Origin of the sequence: Streptomyces sp. NPDC096136 (genome assembly GCF_044763325.1) — a bacterium.
Classification (GTDB): domain Bacteria; phylum Actinomycetota; class Actinomycetes; order Streptomycetales; family Streptomycetaceae; genus Streptomyces.
This window is the reverse complement of the sequence record NZ_JBIWFZ010000029.1, coordinates 44,680-64,299: the sequence shown is the minus strand read 5'-3', so window position 1 is coordinate 64,299 and position 19,620 is coordinate 44,680. Positions and strand designations below refer to the sequence as shown.

General features: G+C 75.3%; 17 protein-coding genes. 10 read left to right on the top strand and 7 right to left on the bottom strand.

What is annotated here, in order from left to right; translation table 11 throughout:
• Positions 1–53 precede the first annotated feature (53 nt).
• Positions 54–236, top strand: a complete 183-nt coding sequence (locus ACIRBY_RS35725; protein ID WP_403908649.1) for a DUF5302 domain-containing protein — start codon at positions 54–56, stop codon at positions 234–236.
• 342 nt (positions 237–578) lie between these two features.
• On the opposite strand, the gene ACIRBY_RS35720 is transcribed toward ACIRBY_RS35725, so the two are convergent.
• From ACIRBY_RS35720 to ACIRBY_RS35710, 3 genes are all read right to left on the bottom strand, one after another.
• Positions 579–1,355, bottom strand: a complete 777-nt coding sequence (locus ACIRBY_RS35720) for a thioesterase II family protein (protein ID WP_403908647.1) — start codon at positions 1,353–1,355, stop codon at positions 579–581.
• Positions 1,356–1,483: 128 nt separating this feature from the next.
• On the bottom strand, positions 1,484–2,332 hold the full coding sequence (locus ACIRBY_RS35715) for a metallophosphoesterase family protein (protein ID WP_403908645.1): 849 nt from the start codon (positions 2,330–2,332) through the stop codon (positions 1,484–1,486).
• On the bottom strand, positions 2,332–6,900 hold the full coding sequence (locus ACIRBY_RS35710) for an acyltransferase domain-containing protein (protein ID WP_403908643.1): 4,569 nt from the start codon (positions 6,898–6,900) through the stop codon (positions 2,332–2,334). Before ACIRBY_RS35710 ends, ACIRBY_RS35715 begins: the two co-directional genes overlap by 1 nt.
• Before the next feature lie 235 nt (positions 6,901–7,135).
• Here ACIRBY_RS35710 and lpdA point away from each other — a divergent pair, with 235 nt between their 5' ends.
• Both lpdA and ACIRBY_RS35700 read left to right on the top strand, forming a co-directional pair.
• Positions 7,136–8,527, top strand: a complete 1,392-nt coding sequence (gene lpdA / locus ACIRBY_RS35705) for a dihydrolipoyl dehydrogenase (protein WP_403908641.1) — start codon at positions 7,136–7,138, stop codon at positions 8,525–8,527.
• Between the two features lie 181 nt (positions 8,528–8,708).
• Positions 8,709–9,278: an anthrone oxygenase family protein gene (locus tag ACIRBY_RS35700; RefSeq protein ID WP_403908639.1), complete on the top strand. Its 570-nt coding sequence runs from the start codon at positions 8,709–8,711 to the stop codon at positions 9,276–9,278.
• Between the two features lie 26 nt (positions 9,279–9,304).
• Here ACIRBY_RS35700 and ACIRBY_RS35695 read toward each other — a convergent pair whose 3' ends face one another.
• On the bottom strand, positions 9,305–9,796 hold the full coding sequence (locus ACIRBY_RS35695; RefSeq protein WP_403908637.1) for a DUF1772 domain-containing protein: 492 nt from the start codon (positions 9,794–9,796) through the stop codon (positions 9,305–9,307).
• 187 nt (positions 9,797–9,983) lie between these two features.
• On the opposite strand from ACIRBY_RS35695, the gene gdhA reads away from it, so the two are divergent.
• The 3 genes from gdhA (at position 9,984) to ACIRBY_RS35680 (ending at position 13,875) form a co-directional block, all read left to right on the top strand.
• A complete protein-coding gene (gdhA, locus tag ACIRBY_RS35690; protein ID WP_403908635.1) occupies positions 9,984–11,333 on the top strand; it encodes an NADP-specific glutamate dehydrogenase in 1,350 nt (449 codons plus the stop codon).
• A 374-nt stretch (positions 11,334–11,707) separates the two neighbouring features.
• The gene (locus tag ACIRBY_RS35685; protein WP_403908633.1) at positions 11,708–13,063 is read left to right on the top strand and encodes an AMP-binding protein; all 1,356 of its coding nucleotides are present in this window, start codon (positions 11,708–11,710) and stop codon (positions 13,061–13,063) included.
• Positions 13,060–13,875 carry a thioesterase II family protein gene (locus ACIRBY_RS35680; protein ID WP_403908631.1) on the top strand — a complete coding sequence of 272 codons (816 nt, stop codon included), beginning with the start codon at positions 13,060–13,062 and terminating at the stop codon, positions 13,873–13,875. The genes ACIRBY_RS35685 and ACIRBY_RS35680 overlap by 4 nt, the downstream gene beginning before the upstream one ends.
• Before the next feature lie 99 nt (positions 13,876–13,974).
• Here the strand turns inward: ACIRBY_RS35680 and ACIRBY_RS35675 are convergent, their stop codons facing one another.
• Positions 13,975–14,397 carry a MarR family transcriptional regulator gene (locus ACIRBY_RS35675; protein WP_403908669.1) on the bottom strand — a complete coding sequence of 141 codons (423 nt, stop codon included), beginning with the start codon at positions 14,395–14,397 and terminating at the stop codon, positions 13,975–13,977.
• 177 nt (positions 14,398–14,574) lie between these two features.
• On the opposite strand from ACIRBY_RS35675, the gene ACIRBY_RS35670 reads away from it, so the two are divergent.
• Together ACIRBY_RS35670 and ACIRBY_RS35665 are read left to right on the top strand one after the other, a co-directional pair.
• Positions 14,575–15,414, top strand: coding sequence for an alpha/beta fold hydrolase (locus ACIRBY_RS35670; protein WP_403908629.1), 840 nt, complete (start codon positions 14,575–14,577; stop codon positions 15,412–15,414).
• Between the two features lie 63 nt (positions 15,415–15,477).
• Positions 15,478–16,395 (top strand): DMT family transporter, encoded by a 918-nt coding sequence (locus tag ACIRBY_RS35665; RefSeq protein ID WP_403908627.1) that lies wholly within the window; start codon positions 15,478–15,480, stop codon positions 16,393–16,395.
• A 59-nt stretch (positions 16,396–16,454) separates the two neighbouring features.
• Here ACIRBY_RS35665 and ACIRBY_RS35660 read toward each other — a convergent pair whose 3' ends face one another.
• Together ACIRBY_RS35660 and ACIRBY_RS35655 are read right to left on the bottom strand one after the other, a co-directional pair.
• Entirely contained in the window at positions 16,455–17,069 is a 615-nt protein-coding gene (locus ACIRBY_RS35660; RefSeq protein WP_403908625.1) for a DinB family protein, read from the bottom strand.
• 25 nt (positions 17,070–17,094) lie between these two features.
• Complete coding sequence (locus ACIRBY_RS35655) at positions 17,095–17,550, bottom strand: hypothetical protein (RefSeq protein WP_403908623.1); 456 nt, start codon at positions 17,548–17,550, stop codon at positions 17,095–17,097.
• 149 nt (positions 17,551–17,699) lie between these two features.
• Here ACIRBY_RS35655 and ACIRBY_RS35650 point away from each other — a divergent pair, with 149 nt between their 5' ends.
• The gene (locus ACIRBY_RS35650) at positions 17,700–18,968 is read left to right on the top strand and encodes a sensor histidine kinase (RefSeq protein ID WP_403908621.1); all 1,269 of its coding nucleotides are present in this window, start codon (positions 17,700–17,702) and stop codon (positions 18,966–18,968) included.
• Positions 18,959–19,606, top strand: coding sequence for a LuxR C-terminal-related transcriptional regulator (locus tag ACIRBY_RS35645; RefSeq protein WP_403908619.1), 648 nt, complete (start codon positions 18,959–18,961; stop codon positions 19,604–19,606). Before ACIRBY_RS35650 ends, ACIRBY_RS35645 begins: the two co-directional genes overlap by 10 nt.
• The last annotated feature ends 14 nt before the right edge of the window (positions 19,607–19,620 follow it).

The window sequence follows — 19,620 nt, the reverse complement described above, 5'->3', positions numbered from 1 at the left end:
TCCACTCGGATGTCACAATAAAAGTGCTCTAGAAAAAGCCCAGGAGGTAACCCATGACTGATACGCCGGAAAACCACGCCGCCGAGGCCGACGGCAAGGCCAAGTTCCGCGAGGCTCTGGAGCGCAAGGCCCGCAACTCCCGCTCCCAGCAGGCCCACCACGAGGGCCGTCTGAAGCTCAAGGGCTTCAACGGACCCAACGGCCAGAACCGGACCTTCCGCCGCAAGGCCGGCTGACCTTTTCCACCCCTGAACGCGCGGGCTGCCGCGACCCGGTCACCGACCGGTTCGCGGCAGCCCTTTTCCCGTTTCCGCGCACCCCGCTCGAATTCCGCTGGAGCGCGGCTCGGGAAACAATACAGTCCGCCCCGTGCGAGCGCATCCGAATTTTCGGTCCGTCCGCATCGCCCGGGAAACCCGGAATCCGGGAACGCGGGAACCCGAGAAACCGGGAACCCGGGAACCCGGTAAAAGAAAACTGGCCCATCGGTTTCACCGCCGACCGCCGGAGCCGCGGAACAACGGGAGCGGCCCGCCCGGCGGGGCCGGGCGGGCCGCTGAGGGGGAGGGGAGCGGGCGTCAGACGCGCGCCGGCCGGGTGAAGTCGGCCAGGTCCTCCGCCAGGGCCGCGTTCACCGCCTCCCGCTGCGCGTTGAGGTAGAAGTGGCCGCCCGGGAAGGTGCGCAGGCGGAAGGGGCCGTCCGTGGCCCCGGCCCACGCCCCGGCCTCCTCGGCCGTCACCTGCGGGTCCGCGTCACCGGTCAGGACGCTGACGGGGCAGTGCAGCCGTGCCCCCTCCCGGGGTGCGTACGTCTCCACGGCCGTGTAGTCCCCGCGCAGCACCGGCAGCACCATCCCGGCGATGTCCGGGTCGGCGAGGAGGGCGGCGCTGCCGCGGTCCAGCCGTACGACCTCCTCCAGGATCCCGGCGTCGTCCCGCAGGTGGACCGTCTCGTGGCGGACCGTGGACGGGGCCCGGCGCCCCGACAGCACCAGCCCGAGGACGCGTTCACCGTCCGGGCCGTCCGCCAGCCGCCGCGCCGTCTCGTAGGCGAGCGTGGAGCCCATGCTGTGGCCGAAGAAGACCACCGCTCCGTCGACGGCGCCGGAGAGCACCCGTGCGATCTCGTCCGCGAGGCCGTGCAGGTCCGTGTGCACCGGCTCGGCGCGGCGGTCCTGGCGGCCCGGGTACTGGAGCGACAGCACCCGCACCCCCGGCGACAGGGCCTCGGAGAGCGGGTGGAAGTAGCTGGCGGCCCCGCCCGCGTAGGGGAAGCAGACCAGGGTGGGCGCGCCGTCGGAGGCCGGGTGGTACTGCCTGAGCCACAGCTCGCGCAGGGCGTGGGGGTCCGCCATGGGGAGGGTCCGTCCTCTCGTCCGTCGGAGGCGGCCGGCGCCGCACCCGTCGGCTCCCACGGCACCAGCACCCGCTCGCCGCCCGCTCGAAAGCCGCTGGGGAGACGCCCTCCCGGCCCCGCCCCGGCTCAGCCCCCGTCCTCGCGCGGCCGCAGAACGTCCCGCAGCACCCCCCGCGGCAGGCCGCGCAAGCGGCGTTCGCGCGGGTAGCCGATGGAGACCTCGTCGAAGCGCACCCCGCCGTGGTAGGTCGTCCGGGGGATGTGCAGGTGCCCGTACACCACGGCCGCCGCCCGGTAGCGCAGGTGCCAGTCGGCGGTGAGGGTGGTCCCGCACCACTGCGCGAACTGCGGGTAGCGCAGGACGTCGGTGGGCTCCCGGACCAGCGGGTAGTGGTTGACCAGGACGGTCCGCAGCGCGGGGTCCACCTCGTCCAGACGGGCCTCCGTCGCCGCCACCCGGGCCCGGCACCAGCTGTCGGCGTCCGGGTACGGGTCGGTGTGCAGCAGGAACTCGTCCGTGCACACCACCCCCGACTCGTGGGCGGCCGCCAGGGACTGCTCCTTCGTCAGCCCCGCGGCCCGGAACGAGTAGTCGTAGTGGACGAAGAGCGGGGCGACGGCCACCGGGCCGCCCTCCCCCTCCCACACCGGGTACGGGTCCTCCGGGGTCAGGACGCCCAGGCCCCGGCACATCTCCACCAGGTACCGGTACCGGGCCTCCCCGCGCAGGGAGACCGCGTCGTCCCGCGGCGTCCACAGGTCGTGGTTGCCCGGCGTCCACACCACCCGCGCGAACCGGTCCCGCAGCAGGCCCAGCGCCCACTCGATCTCGGACGCCGTCTCGCTGACGTCCCCGGCCACCAGCAGCCAGTCCCGCGGGGACGTCGGCACGATCTGCTCCTCGACCAGCCGCCGGTTCTCCGCGTGCACCACGTGCAGGTCGGACACGGCGAGCAGCCGCCCGGCCGCCGCCATCAACGGGCCACCTTCCGCAGCCAGCCGTCCACGGTCGCCGCCACCGCGCCCGCGTCCGCCTCCAGCAGCGAGAAGTGGTCGCCCGGCACCTGCGCCACGTGGTCGGCGTACTCCCAGCCGCCCGCGGCCGAGGCCGCCGACGCGGCGGCGCGCACCAGCAGCGTCGGCGCCGCCGCCGGCTCCGGCGTCCAGTCGGCGAACACCCGCAGATGGCCGCCCATCGCCAGGAACCGCCCGTCGTCGGGCACCCCCAGCGGTCCGTCCGGATCGAGGATCCGCTCCATCAGCACCGCGAGCCCATGGCGGCCCTCACCGCGCGCGTACGTGTCCAGCAGCACCACAGCCGCCGCCTCCCTGCCGATCTCCGGAAGCTCCCGGGCCACGGCGTGCGCGACCCAGCCCCCGGACGAGTGTCCCAACAGCACCGGCCGCGCGGCTCCCGCCTCCGCGGCGACCGCCTCCGCCTGTGCCCGTACCAAGGCCTGCCGACTGCGCGGCAGCACGGCCTCCCCCGCGAATCCGGGGTGCGGGAGCACCGTCAGCCCCCGCCCGCAGCCGGCCAGGGCCCCGGCCAGCGCCAGGTAGTCGTGCGGTCCCGAGGACGCGCCCAGCGAGGGGAACGCGAACAGCCCCGCCGCGCCCACCCGGTGGGGCGCCGGCCCGGCCGGGGCCGGCCAGTGCGCCACCCCGGCGCGGGAGTCGTAACCGGGCACCAGCTCGGCCGCCGCCATCAGCAGCGCCGCGCCCTCGGCGCTACGGCCCTGCGCGTGCGCGCCCCGCAGCAGCCCGGCCAACGTGCCCCCGGCACCCCGGGCGGCGTCCGCGGCCTCCGGCGGCCCGTCGAGCAGCCCGGCCAGGTACTCCGCCAGCCGCGTCACCGAAGGGTGGTCGAAGACGGCGAGCGGGGCGATCGTCAGCCCGGTCGCCCCGCACAGCGCGCCGGCCAGCCGCCGGGCGTCCTCGGGCCGCAGGCCCAGCTCGGTGAACGGCCGCTCCACGGACAGGGCTTCGGCGCCGGCGTGCCCGAGGACGGCGGCCGCGTGCCCGCGCACCAGGTCCGCCACCACCGCCGTACGCTCCCCGGCGGGCAGCGCCGCCAGCCGCTCGCGCGGCGAAGGGGCCCGACCGGACCACCGGTTGACCGCCCGGCGAGGTCGTACGGGGACCAGGGCGCGCAGCAGCGCCGGTACGGGCCCGCCCGCGGCCCGCAGCGGGCCCGCGTCGGCGCGGGCGGAGACCAGGGTCAGGCTCCGCGCGAGCGCGTGCCCCAGCGGCGCCGGCCCGGCGGCCCCGGCCAGCGGGAGCAGGCCCGCAGGGACGCCCTCCGGGTCGGCGCCCCAGCCCAGGACGGCCGCCGGCAGCCCGGCGGCGCGGCGACGGGCCGCCAGCGCGGTGAGGAACGCGCCCAGGACCGCGGTCTCCTCGGCGCAGCCCGCGCCGACCGCGCCCCCGACCGTGGTGACGAACGCCAGCGGCGTGGTGTGGCCGTCCAGGGCCAGCGCGGCGTCCACCGCGGCCTCCAGCGACGGCCCGTCCGGCCCGGCCAGGTGGACGATCGCCGCCGCCTCCTCACCCGGCCCCGCCAGCCGCACGCCGTGCCCCTCGACCAGCTGCCGGGCGGCCTCCTCGGCGCAGGGCCCGTCCGAGGCGCCGCTCAGCCGCACCGACTCCGGGCCGCCGGCCGCGAGCGCACCCGCCGGAACGGGCTCGCCCCGCACCAGCCGCCGCGCGTGGGCGACGCCGTCACGCAGCGCCAGCTCCGGCTCCGCACCTCCCAGCGCCCGCACCAGGGCCTTGCGGCTGGCGTCGCTGTCGTCCATGTCCACCAGCATGAGGCGGCGCGCGCCCTCCTCGGCGAGCCACGCCTGCACCGAGCGCACGAAGCCGCGTACGGCCGCGCCGGCCAGGTCGGGGACGTCCTCGCCGGGCAACACCGCCTCCGCGCCGCTCGTCACGACGGCCAGCGCCGTGCCCGCGCAGCGCTCCTCGGCGAGCCAGGCGCCGACCAGCTCGCGGGCCTCGTCCACCGCGGCCCGCACCCGGGCCCCGGACACCTCCCGCCCGTCGCCGGCCCGCGTCAGCGGCGCGAGGACCAGCTCCGGCAGCCCGGACGCGGCCAGCAGGCCCGCCAGCCCCGGGTGGGCGGGGGCCCCGTCGCAGTCCGGCAGCACCGACGGGCCCCGCCCGCCGCCCGCCGGTACGCCGACCAGCGCCCGGGTCACCGACGAGGCCGCCTCGGGGGCGTCGGCGGCCCGCTCCCACACCAGGTGCAGCGGGACGACGGGCCGTCCGCCCCGGCCGGCGCCCTCCGGTACGGCCGACAGGGTCACGGTGGCGGCCGCCACCGGCCCGCCCCCGGCGTCCGCCAGCTCCAGCTCCACCACCCCGAACGCCCCCCGCACCGCGCGCACCCGCACGGAGGCGGCGCCCGTCGCGTACAGGGCGGCCCCCCGCCAGGCGGCGGGCTCCAACGGCACCTCCCCGGCGGCCAGTACGGGGTGCAGCGCGGCTTCCAGGAGGGCCGGGTGCAGGGCGTACGCCGCGGCCTGCGCCACCTGTCCGTCCGGCAGGGCGGCCTCGGCGAAGAACTCCTCGCCCCGGCGCCAGGCCCGCTCCAGGGCGGGGTGCTCCCCGTCCACCTCCAGCGGTTCGGCGCCCTCCGGCGGCCACGCGGCGGCGCCCGGACCGTCGCCCCCGGCCGGCGCCCGGCCGGGGGCCAGGGCCGCCGTCAGGTGCCGCACCCACGGCTCGTCCCCGGCCGCCGCCTCCGGCCGCGAGGCCACGGACAGCCGGCGCCGACCCGTCTCGTCGGGGGCCTGCACCAGCAGTTGCAGCCGGACCCCGCCCCGCTCGGGCAGCACCAGCGCGGCCTCGGCGGCCGCCTCCGCGACCTCCGGCAGCCCGACGGCCGCGCCCGCCACGAGGGCCGCCTCCACGAACGCGCCGACGGGCACCTCGCCGCCCGCCGGCCAGGGGTGGCTGCGCGCGGAGACCGTCCCGGTGAACAGGACGGAGCCGGCCTCCGGGAGGTCCAGCCGGTACGCGGCCAGCGGATGCCCCGTCGCGGTCATGCCCGTGGCCGTGGCCGTCGCCCGCATGGCCGTCGTCTCCGTTTCCGCCTCCGTATCCGCCGGGGCCGCCGGAGCGGTCCCGGTTCTCGTTCCCGCCGCCTTCTCCGTCTCCGTCTCCGTCTTTGTCGCCGTCGCCGTCGTCCCGGACGGTTCCGCCCCCGTCCCCTCGTCGCCGGGGGCGTCCACCGGGTCGGCGGGGATCCCCAGCGGGAGTTCGGCGAGGGCGCCGTGGACGTACAGGCTCGCGGTCGCGGTGAGCAGCTCCCGCACCTCGTCCCCCTGCCGGCGCAGGGCGGGCACCAGTACGGAGGCCGCGCCGGCGTCGGCGAGGCAGGCGCGGGTCATGGGGGTCAGGAGGCCGTCGGGACCCAACTCGAGGAAGGAGGAGGCCCCTTCGGCCTCCAGCGTGCGGACGGCGTCCCGGAAGCGGACGGTCTCGCGGACCTGGCTGACCCAGTACTCGGGGCGGGCCACCGCGTCCGTCACCAGGCCGCCCGTGAGGGTGGAGACGAAGGCGATGCGCGGCGGCCGGAAGTCCAGGCCGCGGACGGCCGTACGGAAGGCGTCCAGCACCGGATCCACCAGCGGGGAGTGGAAGGCGTGGCCGGCGCGCAGCACCTTGGACTTCACGTCCAGCTCGGCCAGCCGCGCTACCACGCCGCGGACGGCCTCGCGGGCGCCCGAGACGACGACGGCGTCCGGCCCGTCGACGGCGGCGACGGCCACACCGGGGACGAGCAGCGGGGCGACCCGTTCCTCGCCCGCCCCGACGCGGACCATGACCCCGTCCCCGGGCAGGGCTTCCATGAGCCGCCCGCGCGCGGTGACCAGCGCGGCGGCGTCCTCCAGGGACAGGACCCCGGCGACGTGCGCGGCGGCGACCTCGCCCACCGAGTGCCCGCCCACGAACCCCGGCACCACGCCCCAGGACTCAACCAGCCGGTACAGCGCCACCCCGACGGCGAACAGCGCGGGCTGCGCGGTGCCCGTCCGGTCCAGGGCGTCGGCGTCGTCCCCGAAGACGAGCTCCTTCACGCCCCCGCCGAGCTGCGCGCACACCGCGTCGAAGGCGTCGGCGAATGCGGGGAACGCCTCGTACGGCCCCCGGCCCATGCCCGGCCGCTGGCCGCCCTCGCCGGCGAAGAGGACGGCCAGGCCCCCCTCGCGCCCCGCGGAGCCGCGTACCAGCCCCTCGGCCCGCCGGCCCCGGGCGAGCGCGTCCAGCCCCCGGGCCAGCTCCCCGCGGTCGGCGGCGACCACCACCGCCCGGTGCCCGGAGTCCGTACGGGTGCCGGCGAGGGCCCGGCACAGTCCCGCGCCGGCCACCGCGCCGCCGTCCGGCTCCAGCCGGGCGCGCAGCCGCCGCGCCCGCGCCCGCAGGGCATCCGGCGTGGCGCCCGAGACGGCGTAGGGGAGCGGGCGCGGGAGCGGACGCGCGGCCGGTCCGGAGGGCACGGCACCACCGCCGGGGAGCGAACCGCCCGTGTCTTCGGCCATCGTGTCGTGTTCACCCATCCGTAGTGCGACGAGGTCGTGCGGGGGAGATGGTGCACGACCCGGGTGGAGCCGGACTCGAGGGCGGCTGAACGCGCCCGCGCGGGTCGGTACCGCCTTGAGGGGCGACGGACGGCGAGTCCCCCAAACCGGCTTCCGCCGAAGGGAGATGAGAGCATGACGGACGGGCTGGTCATGCGCTGGTCACATGCCAGGAGACGAAAGGGTGTCATCAGCAATGGAGAATTCCGCCGACGGCGTGTACGACCTGGTCATCCTCGGTGGCGGTAGCGGGGGCTACTCCTGCGCCCTGCGCGCGACCCAGCTCGGCCTGGACGTCGTCCTCATCGAGAAGGGCAAGCTGGGCGGCACCTGCCTGCACAACGGCTGCATCCCGACCAAGGCCCTCCTGCACGCCGGCGAGGTCGCCGACGAGCTGCGCCGCGCCGAGTCCTACGGGGTCACGGCCACCTTCGGCGGCGTCGACATAGCCGGGGTGCACGCGTACAAGGACGGCGTCATCGCCGGCCTCTACAAGGGCCTCCAGGGCACCCTGAAGGCGCGCAAGAACCTCACCCTGGTGGAGGCCGAGGGCCGCCTCGTCTCCCCGACGGAGGTCGAGGCGGGCGGCGTCCGCTACACGGGCCGCCACGTCGTCCTCGCCACCGGCTCCCAGCCGCGCTCCCTGCCCGGCCTCGCCATCGACGGCGACCGCGTCATCTCCTCCGACCACGCCCTTTTCCTCGACCGGATCCCCGAGTCGGCGATCATCCTCGGCGGCGGGGTCATCGGCGTCGAGTTCGCCTCCGCCTGGAAGTCCTTCGGCGTGGACGTCACCGTCGTCGAGGGCCTGCCCCACCTGGTGCCCGCCGAGGACGTCGACATCTCGAAGTCCCTGGAGCGCGCCTTCCGCAAGCGGAAGATTAAGTTCGAGCTGGGCTCGCGCTTCTCCGGAGTCGAGTACACCGGGTCGGGCGTACGGGTCTCCCTGGAGAACGGCGAGCAGATCGAGGCCGAGCTGCTGCTCGTCGCCGTCGGCCGCGGCCCGGTCTCCGCCGGCCTCGGCTACGAGGAGGCGGGCGTCACCGTCGAGCGCGGCCACGTCGTCGTGGACGAGCTGCTGCGCACGAGCCTCCCGACCGTCTCCGCCGTCGGCGACCTGGTCCCGACCCTGCAGCTGGCCCATGTCGGCTTCGCCGAGGGCATCCTGGTCGCCGAGCGCGTCGCGGGCCTGCCCGTGACCCCGATCGACTACGACGGCGTCGCCCGCGTCACGTACTGCGAGCCGGAGATCGCCTCCGTCGGCCTCACCGAGGCGAAGGCCAAGGAGGTCTACGGCGCGGACCGGGTCGTCGTCAGCAAGTTCAACGCCGGCAGCACCGGCAAGAGCAAGATCCTCAAGACGGCCGGCGACGTCAAGCTCGTCCAGGTCGTCGACGGCCCGGTCGTCGGCCTCCACATGATCGGCTCGCGCATGAGCGAGCAGATCGGCGAGGCCCAGCTCATCTTCAACTGGCAGGCCCTGCCGTCGGAGGTCGCGAGCCTCGTCCACGCCCACCCGACCCAGACCGAGGCCCTGGGCGAGGCCCACCTGGCCCTCGCGGGCAAGCCGCTGCACGTCCACGCCTGACGCCGCACCGCACGGCCGCGGCCGACGAGCGCCAGAGACGGGCCGGGGACAACTCCCCGGCCCGTCCGGTGTGTTCGGGGCGAACCGCTGGTACGGAGCCCGTCCGGATGCCAGGATCACTGCGCGCGCGGGCACGGGCCCGCCGGTATCCAGCCACCCGGCCACAGGTGAGGACGGACCCATGAACCCGGAACACGGCGCGAACCCGGAACACGGCACCTCCCCCGGCACCACGCAAAGGTCCGCCGCCGACCGAGCGGCCGGCCCCCTGCTCGCCCTCTCCACCGTCCTCATCGGCCTGATGGCGGGCCTGTTCTTCGCCTTCGACGTCTCGGTGATGCCCGGCCTGGCCGCGGGCGACGACCGCACCTACGTCACCGCCATGCAGCACATCAACGCCGTCATCGACGGCAACGGCCTCTTCGGCAGCGTCTTCGTCCTCGCCCTGCTCGTCACCGCCGCCGCGGCCGTCGTCGAGCACCGCAAGGGCAGACGGGGCCCCGCCGTGTGGGCGGGCGCGGCCGCGGCCGCCTACCTCGCCGTCCTGGTGATCACCTTCGCCGTGAACATCCCGCTGAACAACGAACTCGCCGCCGCGGGCGACGCGGCCCGGATGACCGGGTTCGCCGTGGTCGACAAGTTCAAGGGCACCTGGGTCACCACGAACATCCTGCGCACCCTGCTCTGCACCGCCGCCCTCGCCGCCCTCACCCGTGCCCTCCTCCTCCACGGCCGCGCCACCCCGCGCTGACACCCCCTTCCGCGGTGGGGCCAGGGCTACCGCCCGTCCAGGACCAGCTCCCACACCAGCAGCCCGAACGCCACCGCGCACAGCACCGTGCGCCACGTGTTCGCCCGGACCCACGGGCCCTCGAACGCGCGGCGCACGGCCGCCGGGTCGGCGATCCGCTCCACCGGGCCGGCCTGCTCCAGGGCGTTGTTCAGCGGGATGTTCACCCGCCCGGTGACGGCCATCGCGAGGACGTACGCGACGAGCGCCCCCACCAGCGGCCACGGCGCGCCGTCCCCGCCTCCCGCCAGGTGCAGGACCAGGGCCAGCGCGGTGAACACCAGCGCACCCACATAGCCCAGCAGGAACCAGCCGTTGAGGATCGCCACGTTGATCCGCTGCATCGTCTCGACGACCGTCCGGTCCGCCGAAGCCCGCAGACCCGGCATGACTGCCACCGAGAACCCGTAGAAGAGGCCGCTGACCAGCCCCATCGTGATCGTCGCCGCGACCAGCGCCGCGAACCGTGCCGTTTCCATGCGGGTCTCCCCCTCGTCGCCCGTTGCCACGCCCGGTCCGATCGTACGGTCGCGAACGCGCCACGCGCCGTGACGACGGCACTTCCCGGCCCAGCAGGCGAGACGGGACCCCCGGGGGCCCCCGGCATGCGGGTACCCTCCCGCCTGGGCCCGCACGCCCGCCCCTGACGCTGGAGAGGAATCTGACGTGACCGACCCGAAGCAGAGGCTGGACGTACTGAGGGCCGACATCGAACGTCGGAACCCCGCCCAGCCCGAGTTCCACCAGGCCGTACGGGAGGTCCTGGACACCCTGGCCCCCGTGTTCGAGGCGCGCCCCGAGTACGCGGAGGCCGGCCTCGTCGAGCGGCTCGTGGAGCCCGAACGGCAGATCATCTTCCGGGTGCCGTGGACCGACGACCGCGGCCGCGTCCACGTCAACCGCGGCTACCGGGTGGAGTTCAACAGCGCGCTCGGCCCGTACAAGGGCGGCCTGCGCTTCCACCCGTCGGTGGACATCGGCGTGGTGAAGTTCCTCGGCTTCGAGCAGGTCTTCAAGAACGCCCTGACCGGCCTGGGCATCGGCGGAGGCAAGGGCGGCAGCGACTTCGACCCGCACGGCAAGTCCGACGCCGAGGTCATGCGCTTCTGCCAGTCCTTCATGACCGAGCTCTACCGCCACATCGGGGAGCACACCGACGTCCCGGCCGGCGACATCGGCGTCGGCGGCCGCGAGATCGGCTACCTGTTCGGCCAGTACCGGCGCATCACCAACCGCTGGGAGGCCGGCGTCCTCACCGGCAAGGGCCAGGGCTGGGGCGGCTCCGAGATCCGCCCCGAGGCCACCGGCTACGGCAGCGTCCTGTTCGCGAGCGAGATGCTGGCGGTCAAGGGCGTCTCCCTGGACGGCCTCACCGCCGTGGTCTCCGGCTCCGGCAACGTCGCCCTCTACACCGTCGAGAAGCTCCAGCAGCTCGGCGCCAACCCGCTGACCTGCTCGGACTCCCAGGGCTACGTCATCGACGACAAGGGCATCGACCTCGCCCTCCTGCGCCAGATCAAGGAGGTCGAGCGCGGCCGCGTCAGCGAGTACGCCGCCCGCCGCGGCCCCTCGGCCCGCTTCGTGCCCGGCGGCCGGGTCTGGGAGGTCCCGGCGGACGTGGCCTTCCCGTCGGCGACCCAGAACGAACTGGGCGCCGACGACGCGCGCACGCTCATCGCCAACGGCGTCAAGGCCGTCTCGGAGGGCGCCAACATGCCCACCACCCCGGAGGCGGTCCACCTCTTCCAGGCCGCGGGCGTCGCCTTCGGCCCGGGCAAGGCCGCCAACGCCGGCGGGGTGGCGGTCAGCGCCCTGGAGATGTCCCAGAACGCGGGCCGCGTGGCATGGGACCGCGACCGGGTGGAGGACGAACTGGCGGGCATCATGCGCGACATCCACCGCGTCGCCCACGAGACGGCGACCCGCTACGGCGCCCCCGGCGACTACGTGACGGGCGCGAACATCGCGGGCTTCGAACGCGTCGCGGACGCGATGCTGGCCCAGGGCGTGATCTGACCCCGGCCCTCCCGCCGGGCCCGCACCCCGCACCGGGGTGGGGGCCCGACGGCCCGGGGCCGGCCCACTGAACGCTCACCCCACGCGCGGCACCGGCCACCGCGATCCCCGTGCCGGGCCGGTCGTCGAGCCGGTCGTCGGGCCGGGCGGAGGCGGCGGTGGGCAGGGGGGTGCGCCGTGCCGTGCGCGAGCACGCCGACGGCCGCGTCGCTCAGCGTCCGGGCGGGCACGCCCGAGCCGGGGAGGGGGCGGGTGCGGGGGAGAGGGCTCCGCGCGGCGGCCCACTCACACCCCCGGCGGGACCAGGCCCGCTCAGCCACGGGTCCGGCCCGTCCGCGTACCCTGGCCTCCCACCAGCCCCAGGGAGTGACCGCGTGCTGACCGCCCTAGACGGTACGTACGGCGACCGCGCCGACGCCGTCGCCGTAGCCGGCCGTACCGCCTCGTACGAGCAACTGCTGGGCGCCGCCCGCGCCGTGGCCGCCGACATCGCCGGCGCCCCCGCGTTCGCCGTCACGGCGACCGCCTCGCTCGAAACCGTCGCCGCCGCCGTCGGCGGTCTGCTCGCCGGGGTGCCCTTCGTCCCGCTGCCCCCCGACGCCGGCCCCGCCGAACGCGCGCACATCCTGCGCGACTCCGGCGCCGCCCTGACCACCGTCGACTTCGCCCGCCGGTCCGACGCGACCGTGCCCCGCGCGGCCGGCCCGCAGGACCCCGCCCTCATCCTCTACACCTCCGGCACCACCGGCCCCCCGAAGGGCGTGGTCCTCGCCGTCGACGCCCTCGCCGCCGACCTCGACGCGCTCGCCGCGGCCTGGCAGTGGACCACCGAGGACACCCTCGTGCACGGGCTCCCGCTGTTCCACGTGCACGGCCTCGTCCTCGGCGTGCTCGGCGCCCTCCGCACCGGGAGCCGCCTCGTGCACACCGGCCGTCCGACCCCGCAGGCGTACGCCGCCGCGGGCGGCAGCCTCTACTTCGGGGTGCCGACCGTCTGGTCCCGCATCGCCGCCGAACCCACCGCCGCCGCGGCCCTGTCCGGCGCCCGCCTCCTCGTCTCCGGCAGCGCCGCCCTCCCCGCCCCGGTCTTCCGGGACCTGGAGCGCCTCACCGGCCACCGCCCCGTCGAGCGGTACGGGATGACCGAGACCCTGATCACCCTCAGCGGCCGCGCCGGCGGCGAGGTCCGCCCCGGCACGGTCGGCACCCCGCTCCCCGGCATCCGCACGCGCATCGCCGCCGAGCCGGGCGCCGAGATCGGCGAACTCCAGCTGACCGGGCCGACCCTGTTCTCCGGCTACCTGGGCCGCCCGGAGGCCACGGCGGCCGCGTACACCGAGGACGGCTGGTTCCGTACGGGCGACATCGCCGCCGTCGACCCCGAGGACGGGGTCCACCGCATCGTGGGCCGGGCCTCCATCGACATGATCAAGTCCGGCGGCTACCGGATCGGCGCCGGCGAGATCGAGAACGCCCTGCTCGACCACCCCCGGGTGAGCGAGGCGGCCGTCGTCGGCGTCCCCGACGCGGACCTCGGGCAGCGGATCGTGGCCTTCGTCGTCGCCGAGGGCGTCACGGGCGGCGAGCTGACCGACTTCGTGGCCGCGCACCTGTCGGTCCACAAGCGCCCCCGCGAGGTCCGCTTCGTCGCGTCCATCCCGCGCAACGCGATGGGCAAGCCGCAGAAGAAGCTCCTGCTCGCGGACGCCCCGCAGGGGACCGACCGGTGACCCCCGGCCCCGCACGCGACCGGGCGGTGAACACCGGCAGCGCCGTCACCGCCACCGCCGGCAACCCCTGGATCCGCCGCTTCCACCCGCCGGCCGGACCCTCCGGCGCGGCCCCGGTCCTCGTCGTCCTCCCGCATGCCGGCGGCAACGCCTCCTTCTACTTCCCGCTCTCCCGCGACCTCGCCGCGCACGCCGAGGTCCTCACCGCCCAGTACCCCGGCCGCCAGGAACGGCTCGGTGAGCCGGCCCCCGACACCGTCGCCGGGCTCGTCGGCGGGGTGGAACGGGCCCTGGAACCCTGGCGGGGACGGCCCCTGGTGCTGTTCGGACACAGCATGGGCGCGGTCCTCGCGTACGAACTGGCGCGCCGCCTGGAGGCGTCCGGCGAAGGCCCGCGCGGCCTGATCCTCTCCGGCCGCCGCTCCCCGCTGGTGCCCCGCCACGACGACCTGCACACCCGCGACGACGACGCCCTGATCGCCCACGTCGGGGCACTGTCCGGCACCGACGCGGGGCTGCTGGCCGACCCGGAGCTGCGGGAGATGATCCTCCCGGCGCTGCGCAGCGACTACCGGGCCGTCGGGACCTACCGCCACGAGCCGGGACCGCCGCTGCGCACCCCGGTCAGCGTGCTCTGCGGGGAGTCCGACCCGCGGACGAGCGCGGCCGAGGCGATGGGCTGGCGCGAGCTCACGGAGGCGGCCTTCACCTTCCGGGGCTTCCCGGGCGGGCACTTCTACCTGGTCGCGCAGCACGAGGCCGTGGCCCGCGCGATCGCCGACGACCTGAAGGCCTTCGCCGCCGCGGTGTGACGGCCCGTCGGCAGCGGCCCGGGGGCGGCCGGTGGCGGCCCGGGGCGGCGCGGGGGCGGCGGGCTCCGGGGGTGGCCCGGAGCGGCCCCGGGCGGCGGCTCAGCCCGGCTGTTCGCCCCGCACCGCGAGGTGCCGGGCCAGCACCTCCAGCGCCTCCGTCACCTCCGGCAGCCGCTCGGCCCCGCCCTCGCCCAGGGCCCGGGCGAGGGCCTCCTCCACCTTCGAGGCCCCCGCGGCCCGTACGGCGGCCACCCGCGCCGAGGCGCCGGGCGCCTGCCGCACCAGGGTCCGGCGGCGGTCGGCCGGGTCGGGGGCCGTCACCACCGAACCGGCCTCGCGCAGGCGGGCGACGGCGCCCGAGACCTGGCTCTGCGGCAGGCCCGTACGCTGCGCCGTCTCGCCGACGGTGGTGTCCGGGTGCGCGGCGACGTCCCCGGCGACGATGACGACGGAACGGGTGCCGCCCGCGTACTGCCCCGATCCGCCGGGGGGTTCGGGCAGGGCTTCCTCGCCGAGCTTCATCAGGGCCCGGCCCAGCAGGAACAGTTCGATTCCATCCACCCGCCCCAAGTTACATCAGAAAAGATCCATCGAAATGTATCCATCACTCTTGATGCATCGATGTGGATGGATTATGGTCGGGGGAGAGCGCAGGGCGAGGGCCCGCGCCGACCGACCGCACGAAGGAGCGTTCCCGCCATGTCCAGCCACCGCGTCTCCACCTCCACCCTCCCGGTCCCCGGCGCCACCCTCCACTACCGGCTCCAGGGCTCCGGGCCCCTGCTGCTCATCTCCCAGAGCGGCGAGGGCGACGCCGACCGCACGGTCGACCTCGTCCCGCACCTCGCCGACACGTTCACCGTCCTGACCTACGACCGCCGGGGCCTGTCCCGCAGCCGCCTGGAGGATCCCGGCCGGACCACCTCCCTCGCCGAGCACGCCGAGGACGTCGACCGCCTGCTCGCCGCCGTCACCGACGAGCCCGCCCTGATGCTCGGCTGCAGCCTCGGCGCCGTCATCGGCCTGCATGTGGCCGTCCGCCACCCCGGCCGGCTCTCCACCCTCATCGCCCACGAACCGGTCGCGCCGCGCCTGCTGCCCCCCGCCGACCGCGCCCGGCACGAGGCGGAGCTGGTCGAGCTCCAGCACCTCCACCGCACGGCCGGACTCCCCGCGACCATCAGGGAGGCCGCCCTGGTGCTCGGCATAGACACCAGCGGCAAGGGCTACGAACCGGACCTCACCCCGCAGCCGCTGGACGAGCGGCGCCGCGCCAACTTCGACTACTTCGTCGAGCACGACTTCTCGGCGATCGTCCAGGACACCCTCGACCCCGCCGCCCTGGCCGGCGTCCCGACCCGCATCATCCCGGCCGTCGGCGCCACGACCCCCGCCACCGTCTTCGACGTCGCCTGCGCCGTTGCACTGGCGGACCTGGTGGGCGAGGAGATACGCACTTTCCCCGGCGGCCACAACGGCAACACCAGCCACCCCAAGGCCTACGCCGAACGCCTGTGCGCCCTGCTGACGGCGCTCTGACATGGCCTTATTGCGCGGAAAATGCTGTAGGCAAGGCCGATACCCATCAATACATTGACGCGCATGGACCAATCGCCTGGCGACTCCAGCATCGATCACCGCGCCCTCCTGGCGGCCTCCGTCACCGTCGCGCTGTGGGCCTCCGCATTCGTCTCCATCCGCGCCTCCGCCGAGCACTTCGGCCCCGGCGCGCTCGCACTGGGACGCCTCCTGACGGCCTCGGTCGCGCTGGGCGTCGTCCTGCTGGTCAAGCGGGTGCCGTTGCCGCCCCGCCAGGCCTGGCCCGGGATCCTGGCGTCCGGGGTGCTCTGGTTCGGGCTGTACATGGTGACGCTGAACTGGGGCGAACAGGGCGTCGACGCCGGCACCGCCGCCATGGTCGTCAACATCGGCCCGATCGTCATCGCCCTGCTCAGCGGCTGGCTGCTGAAGGAAGGGTTCCCGCCGATGCTGCTCGCCGGGATGGGCGTCTCCTTCGCCGGGGCCGTGGTCGTGGGCATGTCCACCTCCGAGGGCGGCACGTCCTCGCTCACCGGGGTGCTGCTCTGCCTGGTCGCCGCGCTCGCCTACGGGGCCGGAGTGGTCTCGCAGAAGCCCGCCCTGCGGCACGCGGACCCGATCCAAGTCACCACGTACGGCTGCTTCGTGGGCACGGCCTGCACCCTCCCCTTCGCCGGCCAGCTCCTCACGCAGCTCCCCGAGGCACCCTTGTCCGCCACCCTCAACATGGTCTACCTGGGCCTCTTCCCGACCGCCCTCGCCTTCACCACCTGGACCTACGCCCTGTCCCGCACGACGGCGGGCAAGATGGGCGCGACGACGTACGCGGTCCCGGCGGTCGTCGTCCTCATCGCCTGGTTCGCCCTGGACGAGATCCCCGGCTGGCTGACCCTCCTGGGCGGAGCCGTCTGCCTGGCCGGCGTATCGGTCTCCCGCAGGCGGTCGGGCGCGGTGGCCCGGGTGGCAGCGGCGGCGAAGTAGGGGGGGCCGGCGGGGCGGTGCCGGAGGGGGCTCGGGCCGATGCCTGCGACGGAGGAGGGTCAGGAGGGCGTTGCGGATCGACTTTCGAACTGGCGGGCCACGCGCTCCAGTCGGCCGCGGTGGTTCTCCCACCAGACGCGGTCTTCTTCCGGCAGGCTGTTCCCGCCCTTCGACTCGCCCGCGGATCCGTCGAGGGACTCGCGCAGGATGTCGGCGTGGCCGGCGTGGCGCTGGGTATCGGAGATCACGCGTACCAGGGCGTGGTGCAGCGTCATCTCCCGCCGCTCCTCGGGCCACCACGGCACGCGTCCGACCGTGTCGAGCGCCAGCGAGGCGATCGTGGCGTCGGAATGCGCCCACGCCCGCCGGTACAGCCCGACGATGTCCTCACGCGACTCGTCGGCGGTGGCCCACATGTCCGCGTTGGGCTCCGCGTCCTGCGTGTACCACCAGCCCGGCGGCTCCTCCCCGAAGAACGGGCGGCCGAACGTGTCGCCGAAGTAGCCCAGTTCCACACCGGCGATGTGCTTGACCAGTCCCAGCAGGTTCGTGCCCGTGGGGGTCAGCGGGCGGCGGACGTCGTAGTCCGACAGCCCTTCCAGCTTCCACACCAGGGCGTCCCGCCCCTCTTGCAGGTAACGGAGCAGCTCTGCCTTGGGATTCGCCTCACTCATGCAGGCAGTCTCCCACCCGCCCCGCTCAGCGGGACTTCGGCTTCGGGAAGGCCGTGCGCAGGTCCGGGGTGCGCAGGGCGAGGGCGATGCGGAGGGCCGGGAGGACGCACACGGTCTGCACCGCCGCGTACCACCACGGGCAGACGCCCGGGATCAGGTCGACGCCTACGACCGCGACCGGAAAGACGACCGTGATGGTGCGCAGGCGGTCGTAGGCGCGGCGGGAGCCGCCGGCGGTGGAGAGGGCCAGGCGGTGGAGGAGCACCGCGATGAAGGGGAGCAGGATCGCCCGGGTCCACATGAACGGGTTCACCATGTGGCCCGTGCTCGCCACGGCGACGACCGCGAGGAAGGCGGCCGTGGTGAGGGCGCCGTAGACCTTGACGGCGGTCCGCGTCGTGGTGAAGGCGGCCTGGGCGGCGGGGGTGTCGAGGAGGGCCGGGATGGTGGTGGTCGGCTTCTCGTTCGTGTTGGTTTCCATGGCCATGACGCTACGGAGCGGCTGGGGGGCACGGTATCGGCCTGGCCCCACAGGGGGGTGGGTCCAGCCCCACTGCCCTCCTCAGCCGGGGTGTTGCGGGCCTCGGACCGTGCACAGTGGGGGGAGTGGACCGAGAACGAGGGGGAGTCATGGGACGTACGGGTTCCTGGCTGGCGCGGGCCGGGGTCGGGTTCTGGCGGGCGGTCGTCGCGGCCGGGGTCTGCCTGGTGGTGCCCCTGGTGTGGGCCGCGGCCGTGGGGCTGGCGGTCTGGTGCGGGGCGGAGCACCCGTGGTCGTGGATCGGGCCCGCCGTCATCGTGTGCGCGGGCACCCTCGCCCTGGCGCAGGGAGTCTGCCGGGCCGTGCGGGCGCTCGTCGCGCGGTGGACCGGTACCGCGATACCCGGCGGGTACCGGGAGGCCGGGCCGGTGATGCAGCTGTCCACCGGGTACTGGTGGAACGGCTTCAGCTACGAACGCAGCCGCCGCGACGCGGTCATGGACCAGCGGATGCGGCTGTGGTGGAGCGACCCCGCCACCTGGCGCGACCTGCGGTTCGCCGTCATCGCGCCCTTCACCGCCGGGTTCGTGGCCGCCGTCCCGCCGACCGCGTTCGCCTGCGCGGTGCTCGGGCTGGCCGGCGTCGGGCCGGCCGGCTCCGGGGCCGCCGCCCGCCTCACCGGGGCCGGCGCGCTGGCGGTGGCCGTCGGAGTCGCCCCGTACACCTGGCGGTCCCTGCCCCGGGTCGCCGTCCGCTTCCTCGGCCCCTCCTCCACGATGCTGCTCGCCGAGCGCGTGGACGAGCTCACCGTCCAGCGCGCCGACGCCACCGTCGCGCAGGCCGCCGAGATCCGCCGCATCGAGCGGGACCTCCACGACGGCGCGCAGGCCCGCCTCGTCGCGCTCGGGCTCTCCCTGGCCACCGCCGAGGCGCTGATGGACCGGGACCCCGAGCAGGCCAGGGCGCTGATGCGGGAGGCGCGGGCCGGGGCCGCGGCCTCGCTGACCGAACTCCGCGAGCTCATCCGGGGGATCAGCCCGCCGGTCCTCAGCGAGCGCGGTCTCGTCGACGCCGTCCGCGCGCTCGCGCTGGACGTCCCCCTCGACGTGGCCGTCAGGGCCGACGGCCCGCTGCGCCTGGACCCGCCCATCGAGTCCGCCCTCTACTTCGGCGTCGCCGAGCTCCTCACCAACGCGGCCAAGCACGCCGGGGCGAACCGGGCGCACGTCTCCCTCGTACGGGACGAGACCGGCATCGTGGTGGAGGTCGAGGACGACGGCCGCGGCGGGGCCGACGCCCGGCCCGGCGGCGGGCTCGCCGGCCTGCGCCGCCGTCTGGCCGTCTTCGACGGCACGCTGGCGATCACCAGTCCCCCCGGCGGCCCGACCCGTGTCAGGATGGCCGTGCCATGCGAATAGCCGTAGCCGAAGACCTGTACCTCCTGCGTGACGGGATGGTCCGCCTGATCGAGGCGTTCGGGCACGAGGTGGTGGCCACGGCCGCCACCGGGCCCGAGACCCTCGACGTCCTGCGGACGCACCGCCCGGACGTGTCCGTCGTCGACGTCCGGATGCCCCCGACGCAGTCGGACGAGGGCCTGCGCGCGGCCCTGGCCGCCCGCGCCGAGATCCCCGGGCTGCCCGTCCTGATCCTCTCCCAGCACGTCGAACAGCTCTACGCCCGCGAACTGCTGGCCGACGGCACCGGCGGCGTCGGCTACCTGCTCAAGGAGAGCGTGTTCGACGCCGACCAGTTCATCGGCTCCCTGGAACGGGTCGCGGCGGGCGGCACCGCCATGGACCCGGCGGTCATCGCGAAGCTGCTGTCGGGCAGCGCCCCCGACCGCGGGCTGGAGCGCCTCACCGAACGCGAGCGCTCCGTACTGGCCCTGATGGCGGAGGGCCTGTCCAACCACGCCATCGCCCGCCGCCTGTTCCTCAGCGAGGGCGCGATCAGCAAGTACACGACCTCCCTGTTCGGCAAACTCGGCATCACGGACGACGACGACACCAACCGCCGCGTCCGTGCGGTCCTCACCTACCTCAACCGCCAGTAGCCCCCCCGAGCCCC